Source organism: Candidatus Tisiphia endosymbiont of Nedyus quadrimaculatus (assembly GCF_964059235.1).
GTDB lineage: Bacteria > Pseudomonadota > Alphaproteobacteria > Rickettsiales > Rickettsiaceae > Tisiphia.
Map to the genome: position 1 here is coordinate 496,328 of NZ_OZ060452.1, position 20,403 is coordinate 516,730.

The 20,403-nt window shown below is 33.7% G+C and carries 18 protein-coding genes and 2 tRNA genes; 11 read left to right on the plus strand and 9 right to left on the minus strand.

The window, feature by feature from the left end:
• Positions 1-67 precede the first annotated feature (67 nt).
• Positions 68-2,056, minus strand: a complete 1,989-nt coding sequence (uvrB, locus tag AB3211_RS02500; RefSeq protein ID WP_367364794.1) for an excinuclease ABC subunit UvrB — start codon at positions 2,054-2,056, stop codon at positions 68-70.
• Between the two features lie 74 nt (positions 2,057-2,130).
• Here uvrB and grxC point away from each other — a divergent pair, with 74 nt between their 5' ends.
• From grxC to AB3211_RS02515, 3 genes are all read left to right on the plus strand, one after another.
• Positions 2,131-2,403: a glutaredoxin 3 gene (grxC, locus tag AB3211_RS02505; RefSeq protein ID WP_341754140.1), complete on the plus strand. Its 273-nt coding sequence runs from the start codon at positions 2,131-2,133 to the stop codon at positions 2,401-2,403.
• A 116-nt stretch (positions 2,404-2,519) separates the two neighbouring features.
• Positions 2,520-2,596, plus strand: a tRNA-His gene (locus AB3211_RS02510).
• A gap of 17 nt (positions 2,597-2,613) precedes the next feature.
• Positions 2,614-2,690, plus strand: a tRNA-Arg gene (locus tag AB3211_RS02515).
• Positions 2,691-2,718: 28 nt separating this feature from the next.
• On the opposite strand, the gene hemF is transcribed toward AB3211_RS02515, so the two are convergent.
• Positions 2,719-3,552: an oxygen-dependent coproporphyrinogen oxidase gene (gene hemF, locus AB3211_RS02520; RefSeq protein WP_367364580.1), complete on the minus strand. Its 834-nt coding sequence runs from the start codon at positions 3,550-3,552 to the stop codon at positions 2,719-2,721.
• 44 nt (positions 3,553-3,596) lie between these two features.
• Positions 3,597-4,877 (minus strand): MFS transporter, encoded by a 1,281-nt coding sequence (locus AB3211_RS02525; protein ID WP_367364581.1) that lies wholly within the window; start codon positions 4,875-4,877, stop codon positions 3,597-3,599.
• A gap of 262 nt (positions 4,878-5,139) precedes the next feature.
• Between AB3211_RS02525 and AB3211_RS02530 the strand changes: the two genes are divergently transcribed.
• Positions 5,140-6,717 carry a patatin-like phospholipase family protein gene (locus AB3211_RS02530; RefSeq protein ID WP_367364582.1) on the plus strand — a complete coding sequence of 526 codons (1,578 nt, stop codon included), beginning with the start codon at positions 5,140-5,142 and terminating at the stop codon, positions 6,715-6,717.
• 503 nt (positions 6,718-7,220) lie between these two features.
• Positions 7,221-8,075, plus strand: coding sequence for a cytochrome c oxidase subunit 3 (locus AB3211_RS02535; RefSeq protein ID WP_367364583.1), 855 nt, complete (start codon positions 7,221-7,223; stop codon positions 8,073-8,075).
• Between the two features lie 256 nt (positions 8,076-8,331).
• Here AB3211_RS02535 and AB3211_RS02540 read toward each other — a convergent pair whose 3' ends face one another.
• Positions 8,332-9,555 carry an IS256 family transposase gene (locus tag AB3211_RS02540; protein WP_367363880.1) on the minus strand — a complete coding sequence of 408 codons (1,224 nt, stop codon included), beginning with the start codon at positions 9,553-9,555 and terminating at the stop codon, positions 8,332-8,334.
• A gap of 300 nt (positions 9,556-9,855) precedes the next feature.
• The gene (locus AB3211_RS02545; protein WP_367363657.1) at positions 9,856-10,884 is read right to left on the minus strand and encodes an IS110 family transposase; all 1,029 of its coding nucleotides are present in this window, start codon (positions 10,882-10,884) and stop codon (positions 9,856-9,858) included.
• Between the two features lie 346 nt (positions 10,885-11,230).
• On the opposite strand from AB3211_RS02545, the gene gatB reads away from it, so the two are divergent.
• Both gatB and tsaD read left to right on the plus strand, forming a co-directional pair.
• Positions 11,231-12,679 (plus strand): Asp-tRNA(Asn)/Glu-tRNA(Gln) amidotransferase subunit GatB, encoded by a 1,449-nt coding sequence (gatB, locus tag AB3211_RS02550; RefSeq protein ID WP_367364584.1) that lies wholly within the window; start codon positions 11,231-11,233, stop codon positions 12,677-12,679.
• Positions 12,676-13,710 (plus strand): tRNA (adenosine(37)-N6)-threonylcarbamoyltransferase complex transferase subunit TsaD, encoded by a 1,035-nt coding sequence (tsaD, locus tag AB3211_RS02555; RefSeq protein ID WP_367364795.1) that lies wholly within the window; start codon positions 12,676-12,678, stop codon positions 13,708-13,710. The genes gatB and tsaD overlap by 4 nt, the downstream gene beginning before the upstream one ends.
• Here the strand turns inward: tsaD and AB3211_RS02560 are convergent.
• Together AB3211_RS02560 and AB3211_RS02565 are read right to left on the minus strand one after the other, a co-directional pair.
• Positions 13,705-14,952 carry a multidrug effflux MFS transporter gene (locus tag AB3211_RS02560; protein ID WP_367364585.1) on the minus strand — a complete coding sequence of 416 codons (1,248 nt, stop codon included), beginning with the start codon at positions 14,950-14,952 and terminating at the stop codon, positions 13,705-13,707. The genes tsaD and AB3211_RS02560 overlap by 6 nt on opposite strands.
• A gap of 98 nt (positions 14,953-15,050) precedes the next feature.
• Positions 15,051-15,755 (minus strand): winged helix-turn-helix domain-containing protein, encoded by a 705-nt coding sequence (locus AB3211_RS02565; RefSeq protein ID WP_367364586.1) that lies wholly within the window; start codon positions 15,753-15,755, stop codon positions 15,051-15,053.
• A gap of 470 nt (positions 15,756-16,225) precedes the next feature.
• Here AB3211_RS02565 and rpsF point away from each other — a divergent pair, with 470 nt between their 5' ends.
• The 4 genes from rpsF to AB3211_RS02585 all read left to right on the plus strand — a co-directional run bounded on the left by rpsF (position 16,226) and on the right by AB3211_RS02585 (position 17,707).
• The gene (gene rpsF, locus AB3211_RS02570) at positions 16,226-16,594 is read left to right on the plus strand and encodes a 30S ribosomal protein S6 (protein WP_341757819.1); all 369 of its coding nucleotides are present in this window, start codon (positions 16,226-16,228) and stop codon (positions 16,592-16,594) included.
• Positions 16,595-16,621: 27 nt separating this feature from the next.
• A complete protein-coding gene (rpsR, locus tag AB3211_RS02575; protein ID WP_367364796.1) occupies positions 16,622-16,906 on the plus strand; it encodes a 30S ribosomal protein S18 in 285 nt (94 codons plus the stop codon).
• A 13-nt stretch (positions 16,907-16,919) separates the two neighbouring features.
• The gene (rplI, locus tag AB3211_RS02580) at positions 16,920-17,474 is read left to right on the plus strand and encodes a 50S ribosomal protein L9 (protein ID WP_367364587.1); all 555 of its coding nucleotides are present in this window, start codon (positions 16,920-16,922) and stop codon (positions 17,472-17,474) included.
• 98 nt (positions 17,475-17,572) lie between these two features.
• Positions 17,573-17,707: a hypothetical protein gene (locus AB3211_RS02585; protein WP_367364588.1), complete on the plus strand. Its 135-nt coding sequence runs from the start codon at positions 17,573-17,575 to the stop codon at positions 17,705-17,707.
• On the opposite strand, the gene AB3211_RS02590 is transcribed toward AB3211_RS02585, so the two are convergent.
• Both AB3211_RS02590 and AB3211_RS02595 read right to left on the minus strand, forming a co-directional pair.
• Positions 17,690-17,941 (minus strand): BolA/IbaG family iron-sulfur metabolism protein, encoded by a 252-nt coding sequence (locus AB3211_RS02590; RefSeq protein ID WP_341751523.1) that lies wholly within the window; start codon positions 17,939-17,941, stop codon positions 17,690-17,692. The genes AB3211_RS02585 and AB3211_RS02590 overlap by 18 nt on opposite strands.
• Before the next feature lie 804 nt (positions 17,942-18,745).
• Positions 18,746-20,398: a patatin-like phospholipase family protein gene (locus AB3211_RS02595; RefSeq protein WP_367364589.1), complete on the minus strand. Its 1,653-nt coding sequence runs from the start codon at positions 20,396-20,398 to the stop codon at positions 18,746-18,748.
• Positions 20,399-20,403: the final 5 nt, after the last annotated feature.

Below are 20,403 nucleotides of genomic sequence, written 5' to 3' on the forward strand. Positions count from 1 at the left end.
AAAAGGCTTATTCTTATCCCGAATTGAGGTTAATTAGATAGACCATTGGAACAGAAAGTACTTTAAATTAAGTTAACTCTAAGGCAGCTTCTTCCAGCATATTAATTTGGTCTCGTATTTTTGCCGCATGTTCAAATTCTAAATTACTAGCCTTTGCATACATTTCCTTCTTTAATTTATCGATATGAGCTTTCAATTTCACTGGATTGTCCAATAATATATGAGTTTGTTTTTTATTATCTAACTTACTATCCAATTTTTCTAATTCAATTAGTGCATGGATATGGTGATTAATTGTCTGCGGTACTATACCATGTTGCTCATTATATTCCTCCTGAATTTTCCTTCTCCTATATGTCTCACTTACTGCCTTATCAATAGACTTAGTATTGCGATCTGCATAGAGTATTACCCTTCCCTGACTATTCCTTGCAGCCCTGCCGATAGTTTGAATTAATGAGACTTCAGAACGCAAAAAACCTTCTTTATCAGCATCGAGTATTGCAACAAGTCCACATTCTGGAATATCTAAACCTTCTCGCAATAAATTAATACCAACAATAATATCTATAGTACCTTGGCGTAAATCTCTTATGATTTCCATACGTTCAAGAGTATGAACATTAGAGTGCAAATATGATACTTTATACCCTAACTCTTGTAGATAATTTGTTAAATCTTCTGACATTTTTTTAGTTAATGTTGTTACTAAAACACGGAATCCTTTATTTATCGTATATTGAATCTCGCTTATCAAATCTTCAACTTGGTTAGTCGCTGGTTTTATAATACATTCTGGGTCTAGTAGTCCCGTTGGTCTGATAATTTGTTCGACCATAATCCCGGCTGTTTCTTCCAATTCAAAAGGCCCAGGTGTTGCCGAGACAAAAACCGTCTGAGGTCTAAAATCTTGCCATTCTTCAAATTTTAGTGGTCTGTTATCTAAGGCTGATGGAAGGCGAAAGCCGTGTTCCACTAATACTTCTTTCCTTGCCCTATCACCATTATACATTGCTCTAATTTGCGGGACAGATACGTGACTTTCGTCGACAAATAGTAAAGCATCTTTAGGCAAATATTCAAATAAGGTTGGCGGAGGCTGCCCATTTGCTTTACCAGTCAGGAATCGAGAGTAATTCTCAATACCTTTACAACTGCCAGTTTCCATCATCATCTCCATATCATACTGGGTACGCTGATTTAATCTTTGAGCCTCTACTAATTTATCATGTGCTTTAAGAAATTCTAAGCGTCGTTGTAACTCCTCTTCAATTTGCGATATAGCATTTTGTACTACTTCTTTAGGTGTTACAAAGTGGGACTTAGCATAAATCACAGCTTGATCTAATTTAGCTAATTTTTCACCTGTAAGCGGATCAAATTCGCTTATATATTCAAGTTCATTACCAAAGAATGACAATCGCCAAGCTTTATCGTTATAATGTACTGGGAATATGTCAATATTATCACCTTTTACCCTAAACGTACCGCGTTCAAACCCCACATCATTACGCTCATATTGTAAATTTACTAAGTCATTAAGCAATTTATCTCTAGCATAAGTTTCCCCAGACTTAAGGCTTATTGTCATCTGGTAATAAAGATTTGGTGAACCAAGACCATAAATACAAGACACTGAGGATACAACAATTACATCCCGACGTTCCAGCAGTGACCTAGTGGCAGAGTGTCTTAATAAATCTATTTGTTCATTTATCGAAGAATCTTTTTCTATATAAGTATCGGTTCTTGCAATATATGCTTCAGGTTGGAAATAATCATAATATGATACAAAATATTCAACGGCATTATTGGGAAAAATTGCCTTCATTTCTGAATAAATTTGGGCAGCTAATGTCTTATTATGTACCATAATAAGCGATGGTCTACCGGTTCTCTCAATAATATTTGCCATAGTAAAGGTCTTACCAGAACCAGTAATACCAAAGAGTATTTGTGAACGCATTCTAGATTCAAGACCTTTAACGATTTCATTAATTGCTCTTGGCTGATCGCCAGCTGGACTATATTTAGATACTATTGAAAATTTATTGATCATTAATTTGTAACTTGCTAAAAGTTTATTATATGTGGATAATAGTTTTATAACTATAAAATAGGATAACAATTATGCACAAAATTATTCTATACACCGTCATAATTTATACATTAACATATTGCCCCTATTGCACTAAGGCAAAAAAACTACTTAATCGAAAAAATATATCTTACAAAGAAATAATCGTAGACAATTATAGTGACAAGCAAAGGTTAGAGTTGCAAGCTAAAGCTAATGGACAACGTACATTACCACAAATATTTATTAATGATAAGCATATTGGTGGCTGTGACACTCTTCATAAACTTGAGAAAGAAGGTAAGTTAGATGAATTAGTAAAATAATATCATATAATTATGACAGCAAAAACTCTAAAAATAAATGTATTAAGTCATGGTAATTTGAGTTGAATATACTTGACTTACGGGTAATAATAATTTACTTTAACGCAGGTTACATGGCGGATGTAGCTCAGTTGGTTAGAGCATCAGATTGTGGATCTGAGGGTCGCGGGTTCAAGTCCCGTCATTCGCCCCATATTTGCTTAAGATTAAGCATTCGTAGCTCAGCTGGATAGAGTGTTGCCCTCCGAAGGCAGAGGTCGTTGGTTCGAATCCAATCGAATGCACCAAATACTTAAAAATCTAGGGATTATAAGGCTACCAGCGTACTTCTGGGGGCAGAGACATTAATATTGCTTCAACGTTGCCATCTGTCATTAAGCCAAACATTGTCCCACGATCATATAATAAGTTAAATTCAACATATCTACCACGACGCACTAATTGATAATCCTTTTGTTCATTAGTCCAAGGCAGTAGCATCTTTGTTCTAACAATTTCAGGATATACTGTTAAAAATGCTTGTCCTACGTCCTTAGTAAAAGAAAAATCATTATTAAAATTTCCAGTATTTAAATAATCATAAAATATACCGCCTACTCCCCTTGGCTCATTTCTATGTTTTAAGTAAAAATACTCATCACATTGTTTTGTAAATTTAGGATAATAATTTGGATCATGTTTATCACAAGCATGTTTAAAAGCATTATGAAATTTTGTCGTCTCATTTTCATTAGAATAAAATGGTGTTAGATCTCCACCACCGCCAAACCAATGGTTAGTAGTTTCAATGTAGCGTGTGTTAAAATGTACTGCTGGTATTAATGGAGAAGTAAGGTGAGCAACGATAGAAATACCAGTAGCAAAAAATTGTCTACTATCTCCAGTACCCGGTATATTTTTACTAAATTCTAGAGATAATTCCCCAAAAACTGTAGAAATGTTAACACCAACTTTTTCAAATAAGTTACCACGCATTACAGACATTACGCCACCACCGCCGTTTTTTCGAGCCCATGGTGATCGTATGAATCTTGCAGGAGCTAAACCTTTCGCCTTACTATATTCAAGTTCAATTTTCTCGAATTCAGTACATACTTGATCACGTAAATTTGTAAACCATGTTACTGCTTTTTCTCTGTTGCTGGTCATAGTAATTTATACCATCACTATAGTGGGAGTGTTAAAACAACTTATTATCTCTTGCTAGTTTTGAAAGAATTCCTACTAAGTAAACATCTTATTTCATTTCTCATAAAATAAATGATAACTAAAAATATACTAGAAGTAGTCATAATATAAAAGGCAGGAGCATAAAACAAGCCTGTTTTTGCAACAAGCCAACATGAAATCAGAGGAGAAGTTCCGCCAAACAAGGTAATACCCAAATTATAACTAAAAGATACCCCTGAAAATTTTTGTTCAGGAGTAAATAAAGATATAATAAAGCTATAGGCTGCCCCAGCTATTGCCCCACTAAGAATACCTAAGATAGTTAGTGCTAGAATTTGTTGCCACATGAACGGTAATGACATAGATAACAAAATAGGTAAAGCCAATATCAAGATCGCTAAGCTTACTAAAGCTAAAGTCTTAAATTTTCCAATAATATCAGTTAATCCACCAAATAATGGCATAGATACCATCGATATAAAATTTGCATATAACATATAAGTAAGAGCAATTGTATTATCAAGGTGCATAACATCATGGTAATACACAATAATATAGGTTTTTACTAAATAGACGACGCTACTAGCAACTGCACCTGTACAACAGGTTAAAAACATCGCTTTCCAAGCTGTTTTAACTACGTTGATAAAAGGTGCTTTTAAAGTTTTCTTTTGTTCAGCTAACATTTTGAAAATTGGAGTCTCTGATACACGAAGACGTAAATAGAAACCAACAAGCCCCATAACTCCGCCTAGTAAAAATGCAAAACGCCAAGCAAAATCAAAATGATAAAAATATTGTTCAATAATAATTCCTACAAGAGTGGCTATTAACGTACCAGCAATATTTGAGCCATGTACTAAACCAGCAGTAAAACCTGGTCGTAAATTTTGATGATGTTCTAGAATAAAAATAGCAGCCCCAGCCCCTTCACCACTAATACATAAGCCTTGAAAAAGACGCATTATGGTTAATATTATCGGTGCATAAACTCCTATGTCATGATAAGAAGGAATTAGTCCCATAGTAAATGTTGGTATAGTCATACCAAGCATGGAAATAATTAAGGCTATACGCCTTCCATATGTATCGCCAACATAACCAAAAAATATACCACCAATTGGTCTAGTAATAAATCCTGCTGCAAATACCCCAAGAGCCAACAATATTTGTAAAAATTCTGAGCTTGAAGGAAAAAATGTGTGACCAATTACTGATGCAAATACTGAATATACTGTGAAATCGTAATATTCCAGTATATTGCCTGAAATTGCTGATAAAAAAACGGATTTAGGTTTGCGCATCTAGATCTTATCAATCAAATTTAATTAAATCGGATTATAGACCACTTAATCAACTTATAAAGTGTAAAATAATTTTATTTTTTGTGACAAGCTACATATATTACAAAAAAGTTAATTGCTATTTAGTATATAGTGGTTATTATACAATATTAGGTAGATAATAATTAGTAGTTTTCATCATCTATTGCTTGATTTTTTTGACAAGGTCTCCCACTATGGATGTTGTATAAATATTTTTTATTAACTTTAGTGAGTTATAATTATGAGCGACATAGGTGGAACAAAATTGGGTAAAATAGATGAAATACAAGAGAGAGGAATAGATAAAATAAAAGAATATAGGGGACTCTCTATCTCAGGTGGTGGAATTAAGGGGATTTCTGTGTTGGTTATACTTGCAGCGATTGAGGAATATACAGGCATGCCTATATCTAAATTGTTCCATTTTATTGCGGGTACTAGTGTTGGGGGATTAATTGCAGCTTTATTGACCATCCCTGAAGAAGAGGGGTCAACAGAACCGCTTTTTTCAGCAAAACAAGCTTTAGAACTATTTGAAAATACTGCTGCTGATATTTTTCCACAAAAGTGGTATTTTAATGGGCCAATCGGTAACATATTCAGCCATAAATATAGTCAAAAACCTCTTAAAGCAATGTTAGAAAAATATTTGGGTAATAGTACATTGGATGAGGCTATAAGTCGCGTTATTATACCTGTTTTTGACGTAAGTGGCAAAAATGATCCTAATAAAGTTTTTGATAGTCATGCCCCTAACAGCCCACTAACAAAAGAGGTAGTTCTTGCTACTACGGCAGCTCCTACTTATTTTAAAGCTGTTGTTAATAAAGAGGGTGTAGGTGGTTTTGGCTATGATGCTGGAGTACCTTATGCTTTTGTCGATGGAGGCTTAAGTGCTAATCGTCCAGCAGCATCAACTCTAGGAGTGCTGAAAGAAGGGCTAACTATTGAAAAACAAGTAGAAATGTTAAAACATACGACGATTTGTTCTATCAATTTTGAACACACTAATAGAGAAATGGAGATACCATCAAAAAAATTGGATGGTTCGATAGGTTGGGTAACTAAAGGAAACATAGTAAGCAAAATTACGAAAGCTACCGAAAGTAGTGCTACAAATGAAGTTAAAAAAGATTTACCAGAAGCTGGTCAATTTACAGAGATCTTAATTCCTATACCAAAAGAATGTAAGAAATTGGATAATGTTAAGCCGGATAATATAGCTAAATTAAAAGAAATTGGTAAGCAATATGTAGAAAATAACAAAGAATTACTTGAGAATCTCTGTAAAACATTGGTTGAAAGTGTAAATAGAGAAGAGAGCTTAAAAGCAGCAAATATTGACGAATCTAATGTTTCTAGTGCGTTAGTAGCGAGTGATAATACTGATGATGAAGGGCAAGATAATAATGCTGCCAGTACTGTTAGTAATCGCGTAATATCGAATGAATGTGATAGACAAAAATTATTGATTAAAGATTTAGATGATAGTCAATATGAAACTCTACAAAAAGGCTTGAGTACTTTAACTCCTAGGGAATCTCAGCTTCTAGAAATGTTCTTACAAGTATTAGATAATACACAAATTGAGGCTCTATCCGGTCGGATTAGCTCAATCATCAGCGGTAATCATACGGATGAGATACCTGAGTTAACTAATTCTCAAAATATGCTTCTTAGCTCTTTTAGTAAGATGTTTATACCTGATAATGATTATGCTTCGTTTCCGAGTACTTGTGGTCAAGAAGCTTTGGCTCAAGAAGTACCGTGTGATGGAAGAGGCTCAGATTTTTCACACGCTCCTCCTGAGGTGTATTAATTGTAATTGGGTTCTAATAAAAATCACAATTAATAGTTGTTAGAACGGTTTAAAAGGCAACTAACCAGTATTAAAAGGATTGTAATGCAATAAGTTTTTGATGTCATTTCCGCGTGGATCAAAAACACCAACGTTAATATTGATGTAATAAATTAATAGTAGGCTCAAGTAATCATCGCCATTAGGGGTGATGTCACCGCCATTATGTCATCCCAGCGAAAGCTGGGATCTAAAACTATATAACATACCTTCTATGCTATTTTTTTAGACCACTGCTTACGCAGGGATGACATCAAGAGAGAGCCAGGGACACCCTAGGCTATTAAACCGATGTCTTACATCAATACTTGAGGTTAGCTAGGAATAACATCATCAGTAGTAGTTAAACTTATGTTTATAACAACTACTGATCGCGACCCTTTAATTACCCTGTTGAGTATATTCTTGATATTTACAGAAGATAGCATAAAATAACCAAGCAGTGAATTGCTTATGAGTTTGTTATGTTACATAGATCTATTAAAAACAATAATGTTGTTTCTGTAGAAGAAAAACAACATCTATTTCATCTTGTTGATCCGAGTCCTTGGCCAATCCTGACTTCATTTGCCTTATTGCTTTTAGCTAGCGGTAGCATAATGTTTATGCATGCATATAGATTTGGTGAATATGTTTTTGGGGCTGGTATTCTTTCAGTGATTTTTTGTTTATATTCATGGTGGAGTGATGTAATTAAAGAGGGATTAATTGGAAAACATCATACGCAGCCAGTAAGAATTGGCTTAAGGATAGGTATGGCACTATTTATCTTGTCAGAAATAATGTTTTTTGCTGTATTTTTTGGGTCATTTTTTAAAGCAAACCTTTTCCCTGTAGGAATGCTAGATGGTGTATGGGTAGTAAAGCCTGGTGTATGGCCTCCTGCTGGTATTCAAACATTTGATCCTTTTGACATTCCTTTTATTAACACATTGATTCTTTTGTTGTCCGGTACAACAGTAACTTGGGCGCATTATGCTCTTGAGGAAAATAACCAAAAGGATTGTGTGACCGCTCTTGGCTTTACCATAATACTTGGGGTATTTTTTAGTTTAATGCAAGCTTATGAATATCATCATGCAGCTTTTGGTTTTAAAGATGGAATCTATTCTTCTAATTTTTACTTAGCAACAGGTTTTCACGGAGTTCACGTAATAATTGGCACTATATTTTTAAGCGTTTGTTATTATAGAGTGCGGCGAGGTGACTTTGTGAAAGGTAATGGTCATTTGGGTTTTGAATTTGCAGCTTGGTACTGGCATTTTGTCGATGTAGTATGGTTGTTTTTGTTCACTTTTGTATATGTTCTTGGAAGATAGACTGTTAAAATTAGACTTGCAAAACGATGTCATTCTTAGCAACAGCGGGAATCTAGAAAAATAGCATAAAGGATGTTATACCATTTCCCATTATTAACTACGCTAATACTACAGTTGTAGTTACTACCCAGAGCTGTCATATATGGACGAGTAAGTAAGTCAATAAGAAAAATGATGCGGGAGTAATAAAAAAATAAGCTGTCATATATTCGGCGGCTCTGTCCAAAAAACTGTGTAAATTCGAAAAAATAGGTCATTAAATTTTGTTAAGCCTATCCTCAAATTTAACCATCAAATGAGCCATAGCTTCATTCCAGTTTGGAATGGGCATAGTCCATTTTTTGGTCATATAGTCAATTGTCAAATATAAACTTTTAAAAACAGCATTATCATTAGGAAAAACCCGCTTATTATTTGTTACTTTACGCAATTGACTATTGACAGATTCAACTGAATTAGTTGTATAAATTACCTTTCTAATTGACTCAGGATACCCTAGAAAAATCATTAGATTGTCCCAATTATTATACCATGATTTGGCAATTTGTGGATATTGTTTATTCCATTTTTCTTCAAAAGATACTAAAGCTAAATGGGCTTGTTCTTCCGTTACTGCAGTATATATCGGCTTTAAATCGCTAGACAGTTGCTTCCTATCTTTATACGACACATATTTTAAACTATTTCTAATCTGATGTACAATACACAATTGATGTTCTGTTTTTGGATAAACTGCTTCTATTGCCTCAGACATACCAGTAAGATTATCGCTACAGGCAATCAGTATATCTTTTAGCCCTCTATTTTTCATTTCGGTAAAATTACCGAGCCAAAATTTTGCCCCTTCATTTTCACTGATCCATAATCCCAATATATCTTTTTTACCAGATAAATCAATTCCTAATGCAACATATACTGCCTTATTGATTATCCTTTTATCTTGCCTGACTTTTACTACTAAACAATCAAAAAATACTATCGGATATATCTCTTCTAATGGTCGACTCTGCCAAGCTTTAACCTCATCCATTACATCATCAGTAATTTGGCTGATTAAGCCTTCACTTATTTCAACACTGTATAACTCCTGTAACTGAATCTTAATATCAGATATACTCATGCCTTTAGCATATAATGATAGTACTTTATCGTCAAAACCATCAAAACGTTTCTGGCGTTTTGGTAGTATTGCGGGTTCAAAGGTATTATGCCTATCCCTTGGTACTTCTATTTCTACAGCTCCATGTTCGGAGATCAGTTTTTTGCTAGTTATACCATTACGAGCATTATCATTATCTGCACGACTGTATTTATCATAGCCTAGATGATTATTCATTTCTGACTGCAGTGCCTTCTCTATTAAACGTTTGGTCAATTCTTTTAATAAACCTCCTTCTTTCAGTATTGTACTTACATCTGTATCATTATCTATTAATAAATCTACTGCTTGCTTTATTGATTCATTAGTTTTTTTATTCATGTAATTTCCTTTTTTGTTATACTTTTATATATAACCTATTTCGAAATTTACACAGTTTTTTGGACAGAGCCTATTCGGCATCTAGTGCCATAATAGTTTTCGCATTCCACGCAATCCTTGGAGTTATCCACTCATTCTTACGGCTTCTAGAGCCTTGACATAAAATCTCGGACTTGTTTTTGGAATGCCCATTTATTATCTCCAATCACTTTCGCTTATATCGTACCTCTTAAATCCTATTTACTTACTTCTTCTTTTATATAGATAAAATACAGATAAATCTATATACACCACCAACTATCAAGCATATGCACATTTTCTTGTAACACATACATACGCTATTCTAGCTAATTTGTTTGCTATTGCCACAGCAGCCTTATTAAAGCTCATCCTTCCCAACAATTTTTTTGCCCATAGCACTAAATGATCAGTGGGGTCCTTTTGTATTTTTGCTCTGATTGCAATAGACCTTGCTCCTTGTATCAGCATAGTTCTAACATATCTATCTCCTTTCTTAGTGATAGATCCAAGACTTGTTTTACCACCTGTGCTATTTTGCTTAGGCACTAATCCCAAACTTGCAGCAAAACTTCGACAATCATCATAATTTTCATAAGCTGCTATGCTTAGTATATTAGCATTAATTTCTCCAATACCTGGTATTGTTTTTAATAAAGTAGCTGTTTCAGATTCTTTATTTATTGCTATTAGCTGTTTATCTATTGCTGATTCTTGTATTAATAACGTAGCAATTTCTTCAGCTATTACCTTCATTTCCTTATACATTCTCTCTGAAATCACACCAGCATTTTTGGCATCTTCTACTATATTTAATGCCTCACGGGCAAATTTAGATTTACTCATTTTTATGTAATAACCAAATTCAAGTAAATCACTCATTAAACCATTACTATATTGTACTCTTTGTCTAATAATATGTTGCCGACGTTTATGTAACCAACTAATCTCTTGTTGTGATATATTTTTTATACGAACCGATTTTAACTCCGGATCTTTTCCTGCTCTTGCTATTGCCAAAGCATCATTTGTATCATTTTTTTGCCGAGTTTTTGCAAAAGCTTTTACATCACATGGTTTAAGTAATTTTACTGTAAAACCTGATTCCATAAACTTATTGCTCCAATAATGACAACTGCCACATGCTTCCATTACCAATAAACTATTCTTGGGAATGTTTGTTAAAATGTAGTCTTCAAATTCTTCTCTGTGTAATTTTTTAGCTAATATTTTTTCACCATCTTTATTTAATGCAACAATATGAAAAATTGTTTTTGCTAAATCAATGCCTAGTATGTTAATATCTTTCATGGTATGGACTCCTTTTTAATTATTAAATAGTATAATTATGTGACCGAATTATATTCGTGATCACGGTAGTAAGTAAAGTTTCTTTTACTTACTCGTCCATACCATCATTCTTAGCAACGGCGGGAATCTAAAAAAATAGCCTAAAAGACTATTAAACATTATTAGATCCCAGCTTTCGCTGGGATGACATCGTTTTGACATTAGTACTACAACTGTAGTACTAAGGTAGTTTAAAAGATATAGAAAATAAAGATTTATAAAAAACTACAATTTTTATTGAAAATATGATAAAGATTTAATCTGAAAAATTTTTCACATTTTATATAGTAAACTAAAGAGATTTTAAATGACTTATATTGTTGGTAATACAGGTAAATGGGAATATGTTATAGGTGTGGAGATACATGCTCAAATTTCTTCAAAATCCAAACTTTTCTCTGCTAGTTCCGCCGAATTTGCTGCTCCTCCCAATTCACAAGTATCGTTGATTGATGCAGCAATGCCTGGAATGTTACCAGTATTAAATGAATATTGTGTTCACCAAGCAATTAAGACTGGTCTTGGGCTTAAGGCAAGAATTAATCTTAATTCAAGATTTGATCGTAAGAATTACTTTTACCCTGACTTACCGCAAGGGTATCAAATCTCGCAATTCTATCATCCAATTGTCCAAAATGGTTATTTAGATATAGTAACTCAGCAGGGAGCAACCAAGAAGATTAGAATTAATCGTTTGCATTTAGAACAAGATGCGGGCAAGTCTATCCATGATCAATCTCCGTATTATAGCTTCATTGATTTAAACCGGGCTGGTGTAGGATTAATGGAAATTGTTACTGAACCAGACCTTGGTTCACCGGAGGAAACGGCTGAGTTTGTTCGTAAACTCAGGACTTTGTTGAGATATATAGGAAGTTGTGATGGTGACATGGAAAAAGGTTCGTTACGTTGCGATGCTAATGTTTCAGTAAGGCTTCCCGGGAATCCACTCGGAACAAGGTGTGAGATCAAAAACATAAATTCGATTCGTAATATTATGCGGGCAATAGAGTTTGAAGCAAATAGGCAAGTGAATTTAATTGAAAATGGTCAGACAATAATACAGGAGACTAGATTATTTGATGCTGATACTGGTGAAACTAGAACCATGCGTTTAAAAGAAGAATCTCATGACTATAGATATTTTCCTGATCCGGATCTATTACCTATAGTGATATCTGAGGAGCTAATAGAGCAATTAGCTCAAGAACTACCAGAGCTTCCGGATGCAAAAATCAAAAGATATATTGCCGAATATAGTTTAAACACATATGACGCTGAGGTTCTTGCGGCTGATGAACAGGTAGCATATTATTTCGAAGCAGCAGTGACCTTATGTAATCCTAAGATACTTGCTAATTGGGTTATTAGTGAGTTATTTGGTCAGCTTAATAAAAATTCCATTAGCTTAAATGAGTGTAAAATTACCCCAAAAATGCTTGCCCAAATGGTGAAGTTAATAGAAGATGGGGTTATTTCAGGGAAAATTGCCAAAGTAGTTTTCGAAACTATGTTTGAAACTGGCGAGCAACCGGAAAAAATTATTAAAGAAAAGGGCTTAGTGCAAATGTCAGATAGTGGTATACTATCTGCTATAATTGACGAAATATTGTCGGAAAATCCTGATTCTGTTGCTGCTTATAAAAGCGGTAAGGATAAATTATTTGGTTTTTTCGTAGGACAAGTAATGAAGAAAACTGAAGGCAAGGCCAATCCTAGCCTAGTGAATGATTTATTAAAGGAGAGATTAAAATAATTAAAATATTAGGTATTGAATCAAGTTGTGATGATACTGGCGTGGCAATAGTCACCTCAGATAAAGAAATTTTGTCAAATATTGTTATTTCCCAACATCAAGAACATAAGCTATTCCAAGGGGTAGTACCGGAAATTGCTGCTAGATCACATTTACAAAATTTAGAAAAAGCAGTTAGATATGTTTTAGATGAAAGCCATCTTGAGTTATCTGATATAGATGGAATCGCAGCTACTTCCGGTCCTGGCTTGATAGGAGGAGTAATAGTTGGCTCAATGTTTGCTAGATCCATTGCTAGTGTCTTAAAGAAGCCTTTTATTGCAGTTAACCACTTAGAAGGACATTTACTTACTGCTAGATTAACCAATAAGGCTGAATATCCTTACTTACTTCTATTAGTTTCCGGCGGACATTGTCAATTTGTTGTCGCTTCCTCCCTTGGCAAATATAAAATTTTAGGACAAACTATAGATGATTCGGTTGGAGAGTGTTTTGATAAAGTAGCTAAAATGCTGGGTTTGCCTTTCCCTGGAGGAGTAGAAATTGAGAGAAGAGCAAAATTTGGCGATCCGTCTAAATATATTTTACCAAAACCTATTATTCATCAAAGTGGCTGTAATATGTCGTTTTCAGGTTTAAAGACTGCAGTACGCATATTAATATCCAAATTAGAACCTATAGGTGATCAAGAAATTAATGATATAGCAGCCAGCTTTCAATATGTGGTTGGAGAAATATTGTCAGTAAAAATGCTTAATAGCTTTAGAATATATGAAGAATTTATAGGTAAGTCGCTATTGCTACAAAAAACTTGTGTGCTTGCCGGTGGGGTTGCTGCTAATGATTATTTGAGGTCTATACTTAAGTATCAAGCTGCAACTCAAGGATACGCACTTTTAGTACCCCCAGCACATTTATGTACCGATAATGCCGCTATGATTGCTTATGCTGGGCTAGAACGTTTGCAAAACAATCTTACTAACCTACTCGATTTTTGTCCTAGAGCAAAATGGAGTTTAGAGGATTTATAAAAATGGGGAATTATTCTTTGCCATTTGCTGCTTATTAATAACAATATGAAACACTAACATCATACTAATTGAAATGATTAGCATGAATAATGGTAATTGTGTCAATGATCCGTTATGCATATATCCCATTAATGCTGTAAAACTTGTGACAATTATATAATACATAAAACCAAAAAGTGAAGCTGCTGTGCCAGCAAATTTGCCATAATCTTCCAAAGCTTGACTTAAGCAATTTGGAGCTATCATAGTGATGCCTGTCATAATAATACCTAGCCATAATAAAGTTTGTAATAAAGACCCTGTCACATTATCTTTATTAATTAGATTAAAATAACTAGATAACAAGAATAGCAAAGATCCTAAACACATAACCTTAATAGCTGCAAAAATAATATTATCAGAAGTTTTTTGCAGTTTATGCATCTTTTTGGATATAAGTCCACCTAAAGCTAAGGGAATACATATAAAAAATGATATCATACCAAATGATGAAGTTAAAATATTTAGTCCTGAGATAAAATAAAAAGGTGCTTCAGTAAAATAACCAAATAAAATACCATTCACTGCTCCAGTTAAAAATGCTAAACCAAGCAATCTTGGATCTTTAATCATTTTACCAAAACATTCTTTATAAAGTGGAATAACCAAGCGTTCAGTTCTAAGATTTAGGTTAGTTTCTGGCAGTCTGGCTGATATTAACACCATGATAAATATTGCAATCACTATCAGAACAAGAAATACCGCCGACCAATGATAAAATTTTATTACAAAACCACCTATAATTGGTCCTATAGCAGGAGCAAATGCTATGGCAATAGCTATCGTTGAGAACATTTTACCACGCTCTGCTGGTTTTATTATATCTCTAGCTATGGCTTGCCCTAATACCGACCCAACACTAGCTCCAAAAGCTTGCATAAATCTTGCAGCAAGTAGCATATTAATATTATCTGCTAAATAACAAATGAAGCACGATAAAATATAAATCAAAAATCCTGTAAGTATGCAAGGCTTACGCCCATAAAAATCAGATAAATTACCCCATATTAAAACACCAACAGCAAAGCCAAACAAAAAAATAGTAAGTGTGTATTCTGCTAAATTAGCACTAATTTTCAAATCCTTGGCTAAGTCAGGAAGCGAGGGGGTATAAATCGTCTCACTTAACGTCGGTATTATAACCATTAATATAATAATATACAATGGTGCGACTATGATATTCTCAATTTTATCTAGTTTCATTAATAACTTCCATTGGTTGCAGATCTTGTCCTTTATACATTAAAATTTTAGAACATTACACAAAATTTTTGGATGGTAAATAATTTCTTACTTTAATTCTAAGAATCTGGCAAATCAAGGCAATATCCTGTGGCACGGACCGTTTTTATAAATACTTCAGATTCTTTATTTTTTAGAGATGCTCTTATTCTATTTATATGTACATCAATAGTACGCAGGTCAATAGTCGTATCCTTGCCCCACACTTTATCTACAATATCTTGACGGGAAAATATTACTTTAGGTGCTTTTATCAAAAGTTGTAAAATCTTAAATTCTGTTGGTCCTAAACGAATTATCCTGCCGTTATTAGTTACTTTATAGGTAGTAAGATCCATACTTACTTCCTTATATTTTATAACTTTATCTTGTAGAATCAAATTAGATCGTCGGAGTAATGATCTTATTGAAATCATTAGCTGATCTGGCGTGAATGGTTTAATAAGAGAAACAACAAAGTTATTATCTTCCAAAGTATAATTAGACGGGGACTCTCCGGAATGTAGCAAAAAAATTACTGGTACTTTCGCTAAACCATTAATTTCTCTTAGTTTAGTTGCTATTTCTGTAGCAACTTTATCTTGTACCATCGAATCAACAATAATTATATCAGGGTGATTTGCAATAGAGGAGACCATAGCTTTTTCTATTGTATTAACCTTAACAAGGTCAAACCATGCTCTCTCTATGACGTTAGATAAAGAAACGTTAATGCTTTTAGTTGATTCTATAATAAGAACTCTAGGTGGTAATTTATCAAACATTTTAAATACTAATTAAATGAAGACTTTGGGCATGACTAAATTCTTCTTTGTATACCCAAATGATTGAGGGATTGGAGCATAAAACAAGGTATAAGCATGCAGACGTACATGTAAGTAATGTGAAGTACGCGAACCCTCAAAGTTTTTGCTGAGTCAATTTTTAAAGTAAAAAGAGTATAATTCAGTTATGCAAGAGTCTAATGTTACATTGTTGTGAATTTATTGTAATGATATTAATTTGACTTTTTAAAGTACAATATTATCGAATTAATTAATAAATTTCTACTAAATTTATTAATATAAGTCTACTAATTTAATTATTTGTTTACAATCCGTGTAAAACGGTTACATTTTTGCAATCAAAAGGTATTAGTGATTTATTAATTATGCTCTATAATAAAGATAACACTTGAATTAAATGTTTTTTATTGTTATAAATGGCTTTATTTTGTAGCTGGAGATTCTTATATATGGCTTTTTACGAATCAGTTTTTATCATACGTCAAGATATTTCGTCTGCTGATGTAGATAAAATTACCGATGACTTTACTAAAATTGTTAAAGATAGTAACGGTGAAGTTATTAAAACTGAATATTGGGGTTTAAGAAGTTTAGCCTATAAGATTGGTAATAATAAAAAAGGACATTATGTTTTTATGGGGCTTAAAACTGCTTTTTCGGTAATAAATGAACTGGAAAGGAAAATGAAGCTAAGTGAAAATATTATTAGGTTTGTTAATATCAATGTTGATTCAATAAGTGCTGAACCTTCGCCGATTCTAAGAAGTAAAAGTTCAGATCATGAAGAAATAGTTGATGTAACAATTAATAAAGACTAAATAGTAATAAAATTGGAAAATATTAAAATGTTTGAGAATGATGCTGTTGACTCTCAGTCAATGACTAGAATGGCTGATAGAAGTAATAAAAGAGTGTTTTTTAGAAAACGTAAGGGATGCCCTCTTTCTATTCCAAATGCTCCAGTAATTGATTACAAGAACCCTGATTTGTTACTAAAATTTGTATCAGAAGGTGGTAGAATGTTGCCTAGTAGGATTACCAATGTATGTGCCAAAAAGCAAAGAAAACTGAAGAATGCTATAAAAATTGCTAGAATCCTAGCGTTGTTGCCTTTTGTATTTCAAATTTGAGCAGAGGAATAAGATGGAAATTATTTTGATTAAACCTGTAAGAAAACTCGGAAAGATTGCAGAGATTCTTAAGGTAAAAAAGGGGTTTGCTCGTAATTATCTTATCCCCAAAAAGTTAGCAATTAGGGCAACAGAACCTAATAAACAGTTCATAGAAGCCCAAAAGCATGATCTTGAAACGAAGGAGCTAAAAATAAGATCTGAGGCAGAAGCTATTAATAATGTTATCAGTGGTAAGGAATTAATATTTATTAAGCAGTCTGCTGATGATGGTCGGTTGTTTGGTTCAGTGAATAATAAAGAAATTGCTGAAAGTTTGTCTAAGGCTTCTTTGCACTCAATATCACATTTAAGTATAATTCTTGAGAAACCAATAAAGTCAACAGGTGTATTCGTGGTAGAGGTTAGGTTGCACGCTGAGCTTAGTACAAATATAACGGTAATTGTTGCAAGGTCAGAATCTGAAGCACAGGATTACTCAAGAAACAATAAGCAAGATACTATTAGCTCCCTTGAAAGTTCTAATCAACAAGAAGCCTCTACTCCTAACGATGTGGAGCAGATATAAGACTAATACTCCTAACGATGTGGAGCAAGATATAAGACTAACTCTCTCCCTTCAGACCTCTTGCATAATTTTCTTCTGCTAGGGAATTTGAAGGAGACATGAAACCTCGCCCCACAGCAGACTATGATATATGTGAGGATTCGAGTCTAGGTGCATTGCCTAAATTACCAACAGAAGTAGAATTATGCAAAAGGTCTATTGCCCCATCCGTAGGGTTATTTGACTATATTTAATGGAGAGCTGGTAGTTTTTATGGTGATAGCATGTAATTTATTATTATTCAGTATTTCTGCTAAAGCTTTTTTTACCATCTTATGCTGATTAATTAGACTGATTCCAAGAAAAGCATCATCTTGTATTTCTAAGGAATAATGATCCTGATCTCCAGCTAAATCAACAATTTTTATTTTGGCATTTGGAAAACTATAACGTATAATTTCTTCAAGTTCTTTAATAGATATTGCCATTGTTCTTTAGATTTTTTTATGTAACATAATCTTAGTTCGATGTAAGACATCGGATTAATAGCCTAGGGTGTCTGCACCTTCGATGTCACCCCTGCGAAGGTAGCGGGGTCTAAAAGAATAGCATAGAAGATATGTTATATAGTTTTAGATCCCAGCTTTCGTTGGGATGACATAATGGCAGCAGGGGTTGATGACATCATCCCTAATGGTGATGATTACTTGAGCCTGCTATTAATTTATTACACCGATACTTGAGTTTAACATACAGCAAAAGCTTAAAGTCTGCAATCAGAGAAATTTAACAGTCGGTCAGGGTAATTTAAAAGTCACAATCATTAGTTGCTATAGATGCAAATTTAACCACTACCGATGTCATCCCTGCGAAGGCAGGGATCTATATTACTTAATAGTCTTTCAGGCTTATTTTTTTAGATTCCCGCCTACGCGGGAATGACATCGAGTGCATATTAAGCACTTTTTCCTTTATCTATTAGGCTTGCAGCCCGACTTTTAAATTACCCTGCAGTCGGTCTGTAGGGCTGGTAAAGTAAGGGAAAGGGTGTTAGAATCTTATTACAAAGTTTTTTAATTTAAATAATTAACTTTGTATGGACTTCCCGTAAAATGCAAGAAAAACAATAACATATAACAGCAAAAAAGCAAATACAGTTTTGTGAAGCCAATTCTTTAAAGCAGGAAGAGTATATCATCCAATAAGCTAAACATTCTGTTATCACTAGGTAAGATTACTCTTAAGGCAAGTTCTCACCTAGTTAGTTTTAGCAATGCACTCTTTTTTACTTTCTAATAACAGTCAACTAAGTCGTCAGCATGCTCGTATAGTGGATCCTGTCCTTCAAGTTCAGTCACTTCTTGAGTACAAGAAATATTATCATCATGAGAGGTACTAATTATTAATGACTTAATATTTTCTAATAGCTCTGAACGACTCTCTGTATCTAACCCTACAATCCATTGAACGGTTTTTTGTACTTCTTCAGGTAGTGATTCAATTGTAGTAAGATCTAACTTTTCAGGAGATACATTATTAACATATTCTAAATATTCTAATGCACATTTGGAATCCTTTGCATATAACTCTTTAATCCACTGAAGTGTTGTTGTAAATTTCTCACTAATTACAGTAGGATCTGTTTTTCCATTAGTCACTATAGTACTACTAGATTCTAATTCATTACTTACCATTGCATTTAAGACTTCAGGTTCTGCAGTAGCCACCACTATATCAGAATAGTCTGAGTTGTTATCACTTTCATACCCTTCATCATTAACTCCATTACTTACCATTACATTTGAGACTTCAGGTTCTGCAGTAGCCACCACTATATCAGAATAGTCTGAGTTGTTATCACTTTCATACCCTTCATCATTAACTCCATTACTTACCATTACATTTGAGACTTTAGATTCCTCAAGATTATCCTTCCAATCAGCTTTTAATCTATCACACAGATCTTGTACTAACTTGGAATTATTTTCTAAATATTGCTCAGCAACTACTTTTAACTTTGCTATATTATTTTTGCTAGAATCGTCTAAGTTTTTACATTCTTTTGGAATAGGAAGCAATATCTCTGTATTTTGTCCTTCACCTGTTAGATCTAACCTAACCTCATTTACATCAGCTTCCTCGTCATTTTTCATAAGTGTATCAATTAAGCCGTTAAGTAACCACCCTAATGCTCCATCAAAATTAGCTGACGGTATTTGGGATTTTGTTTGCTCAGTTTTTCCAAAATTGATAGAACAAATCATAGTATGTTCCATAATGTCTGCTTGTTCATGATAACTAAGTCCTTCTTTAAGTACCTGTAGCATTGTAGCAGCTGGACGATTAGCACCAAGACCACCGTCGGCAAAAGCATAAGGTTTACCCGCAGCATAATCATAATCTTTTACGGCCTCTTTATTAACAACAGCTTTAAAATAGGTTGGGGCTGCTGTAGTTGCAAGAAGCACATCTTTTATTCTAACATGTGGACTATGTTTATCATGACTATCAAAGATATGCATACTATTCTTTCCTTCATTCAAATCAGCAACTGGTATAATAAGACGGCATAGACTATCATCCAATCTATTATCCCCTAAATGCTTTTCTAGCATTTTCTTCAAAGGTTCTTGACTATATTTGTGTTTTATTATTCCCCAGTTAAACCAGCTTTGAGGGAAGATTTCAGGAGCAGTGTTTTCAAATAGTGCTAAAGCTTCTTTAGCTGAATAACGAGGCTCTGTTGATCCTTCTTCTTCAGGAATTGTTAATAAGGCTGCAATTAACCCACCAACGCTAGTGCCAGAAATAATATTAAATAATTTAGATATAGGTTGCTGGGTTATTTCTTCTATTTTCGCTAGTACAACTAACTCAGCTATTCCTTTTACCCCACCACCTGAAAGGCAAAGAACTTTGTTTTGTTCCGTTTGATTTGTAGTCATAAACT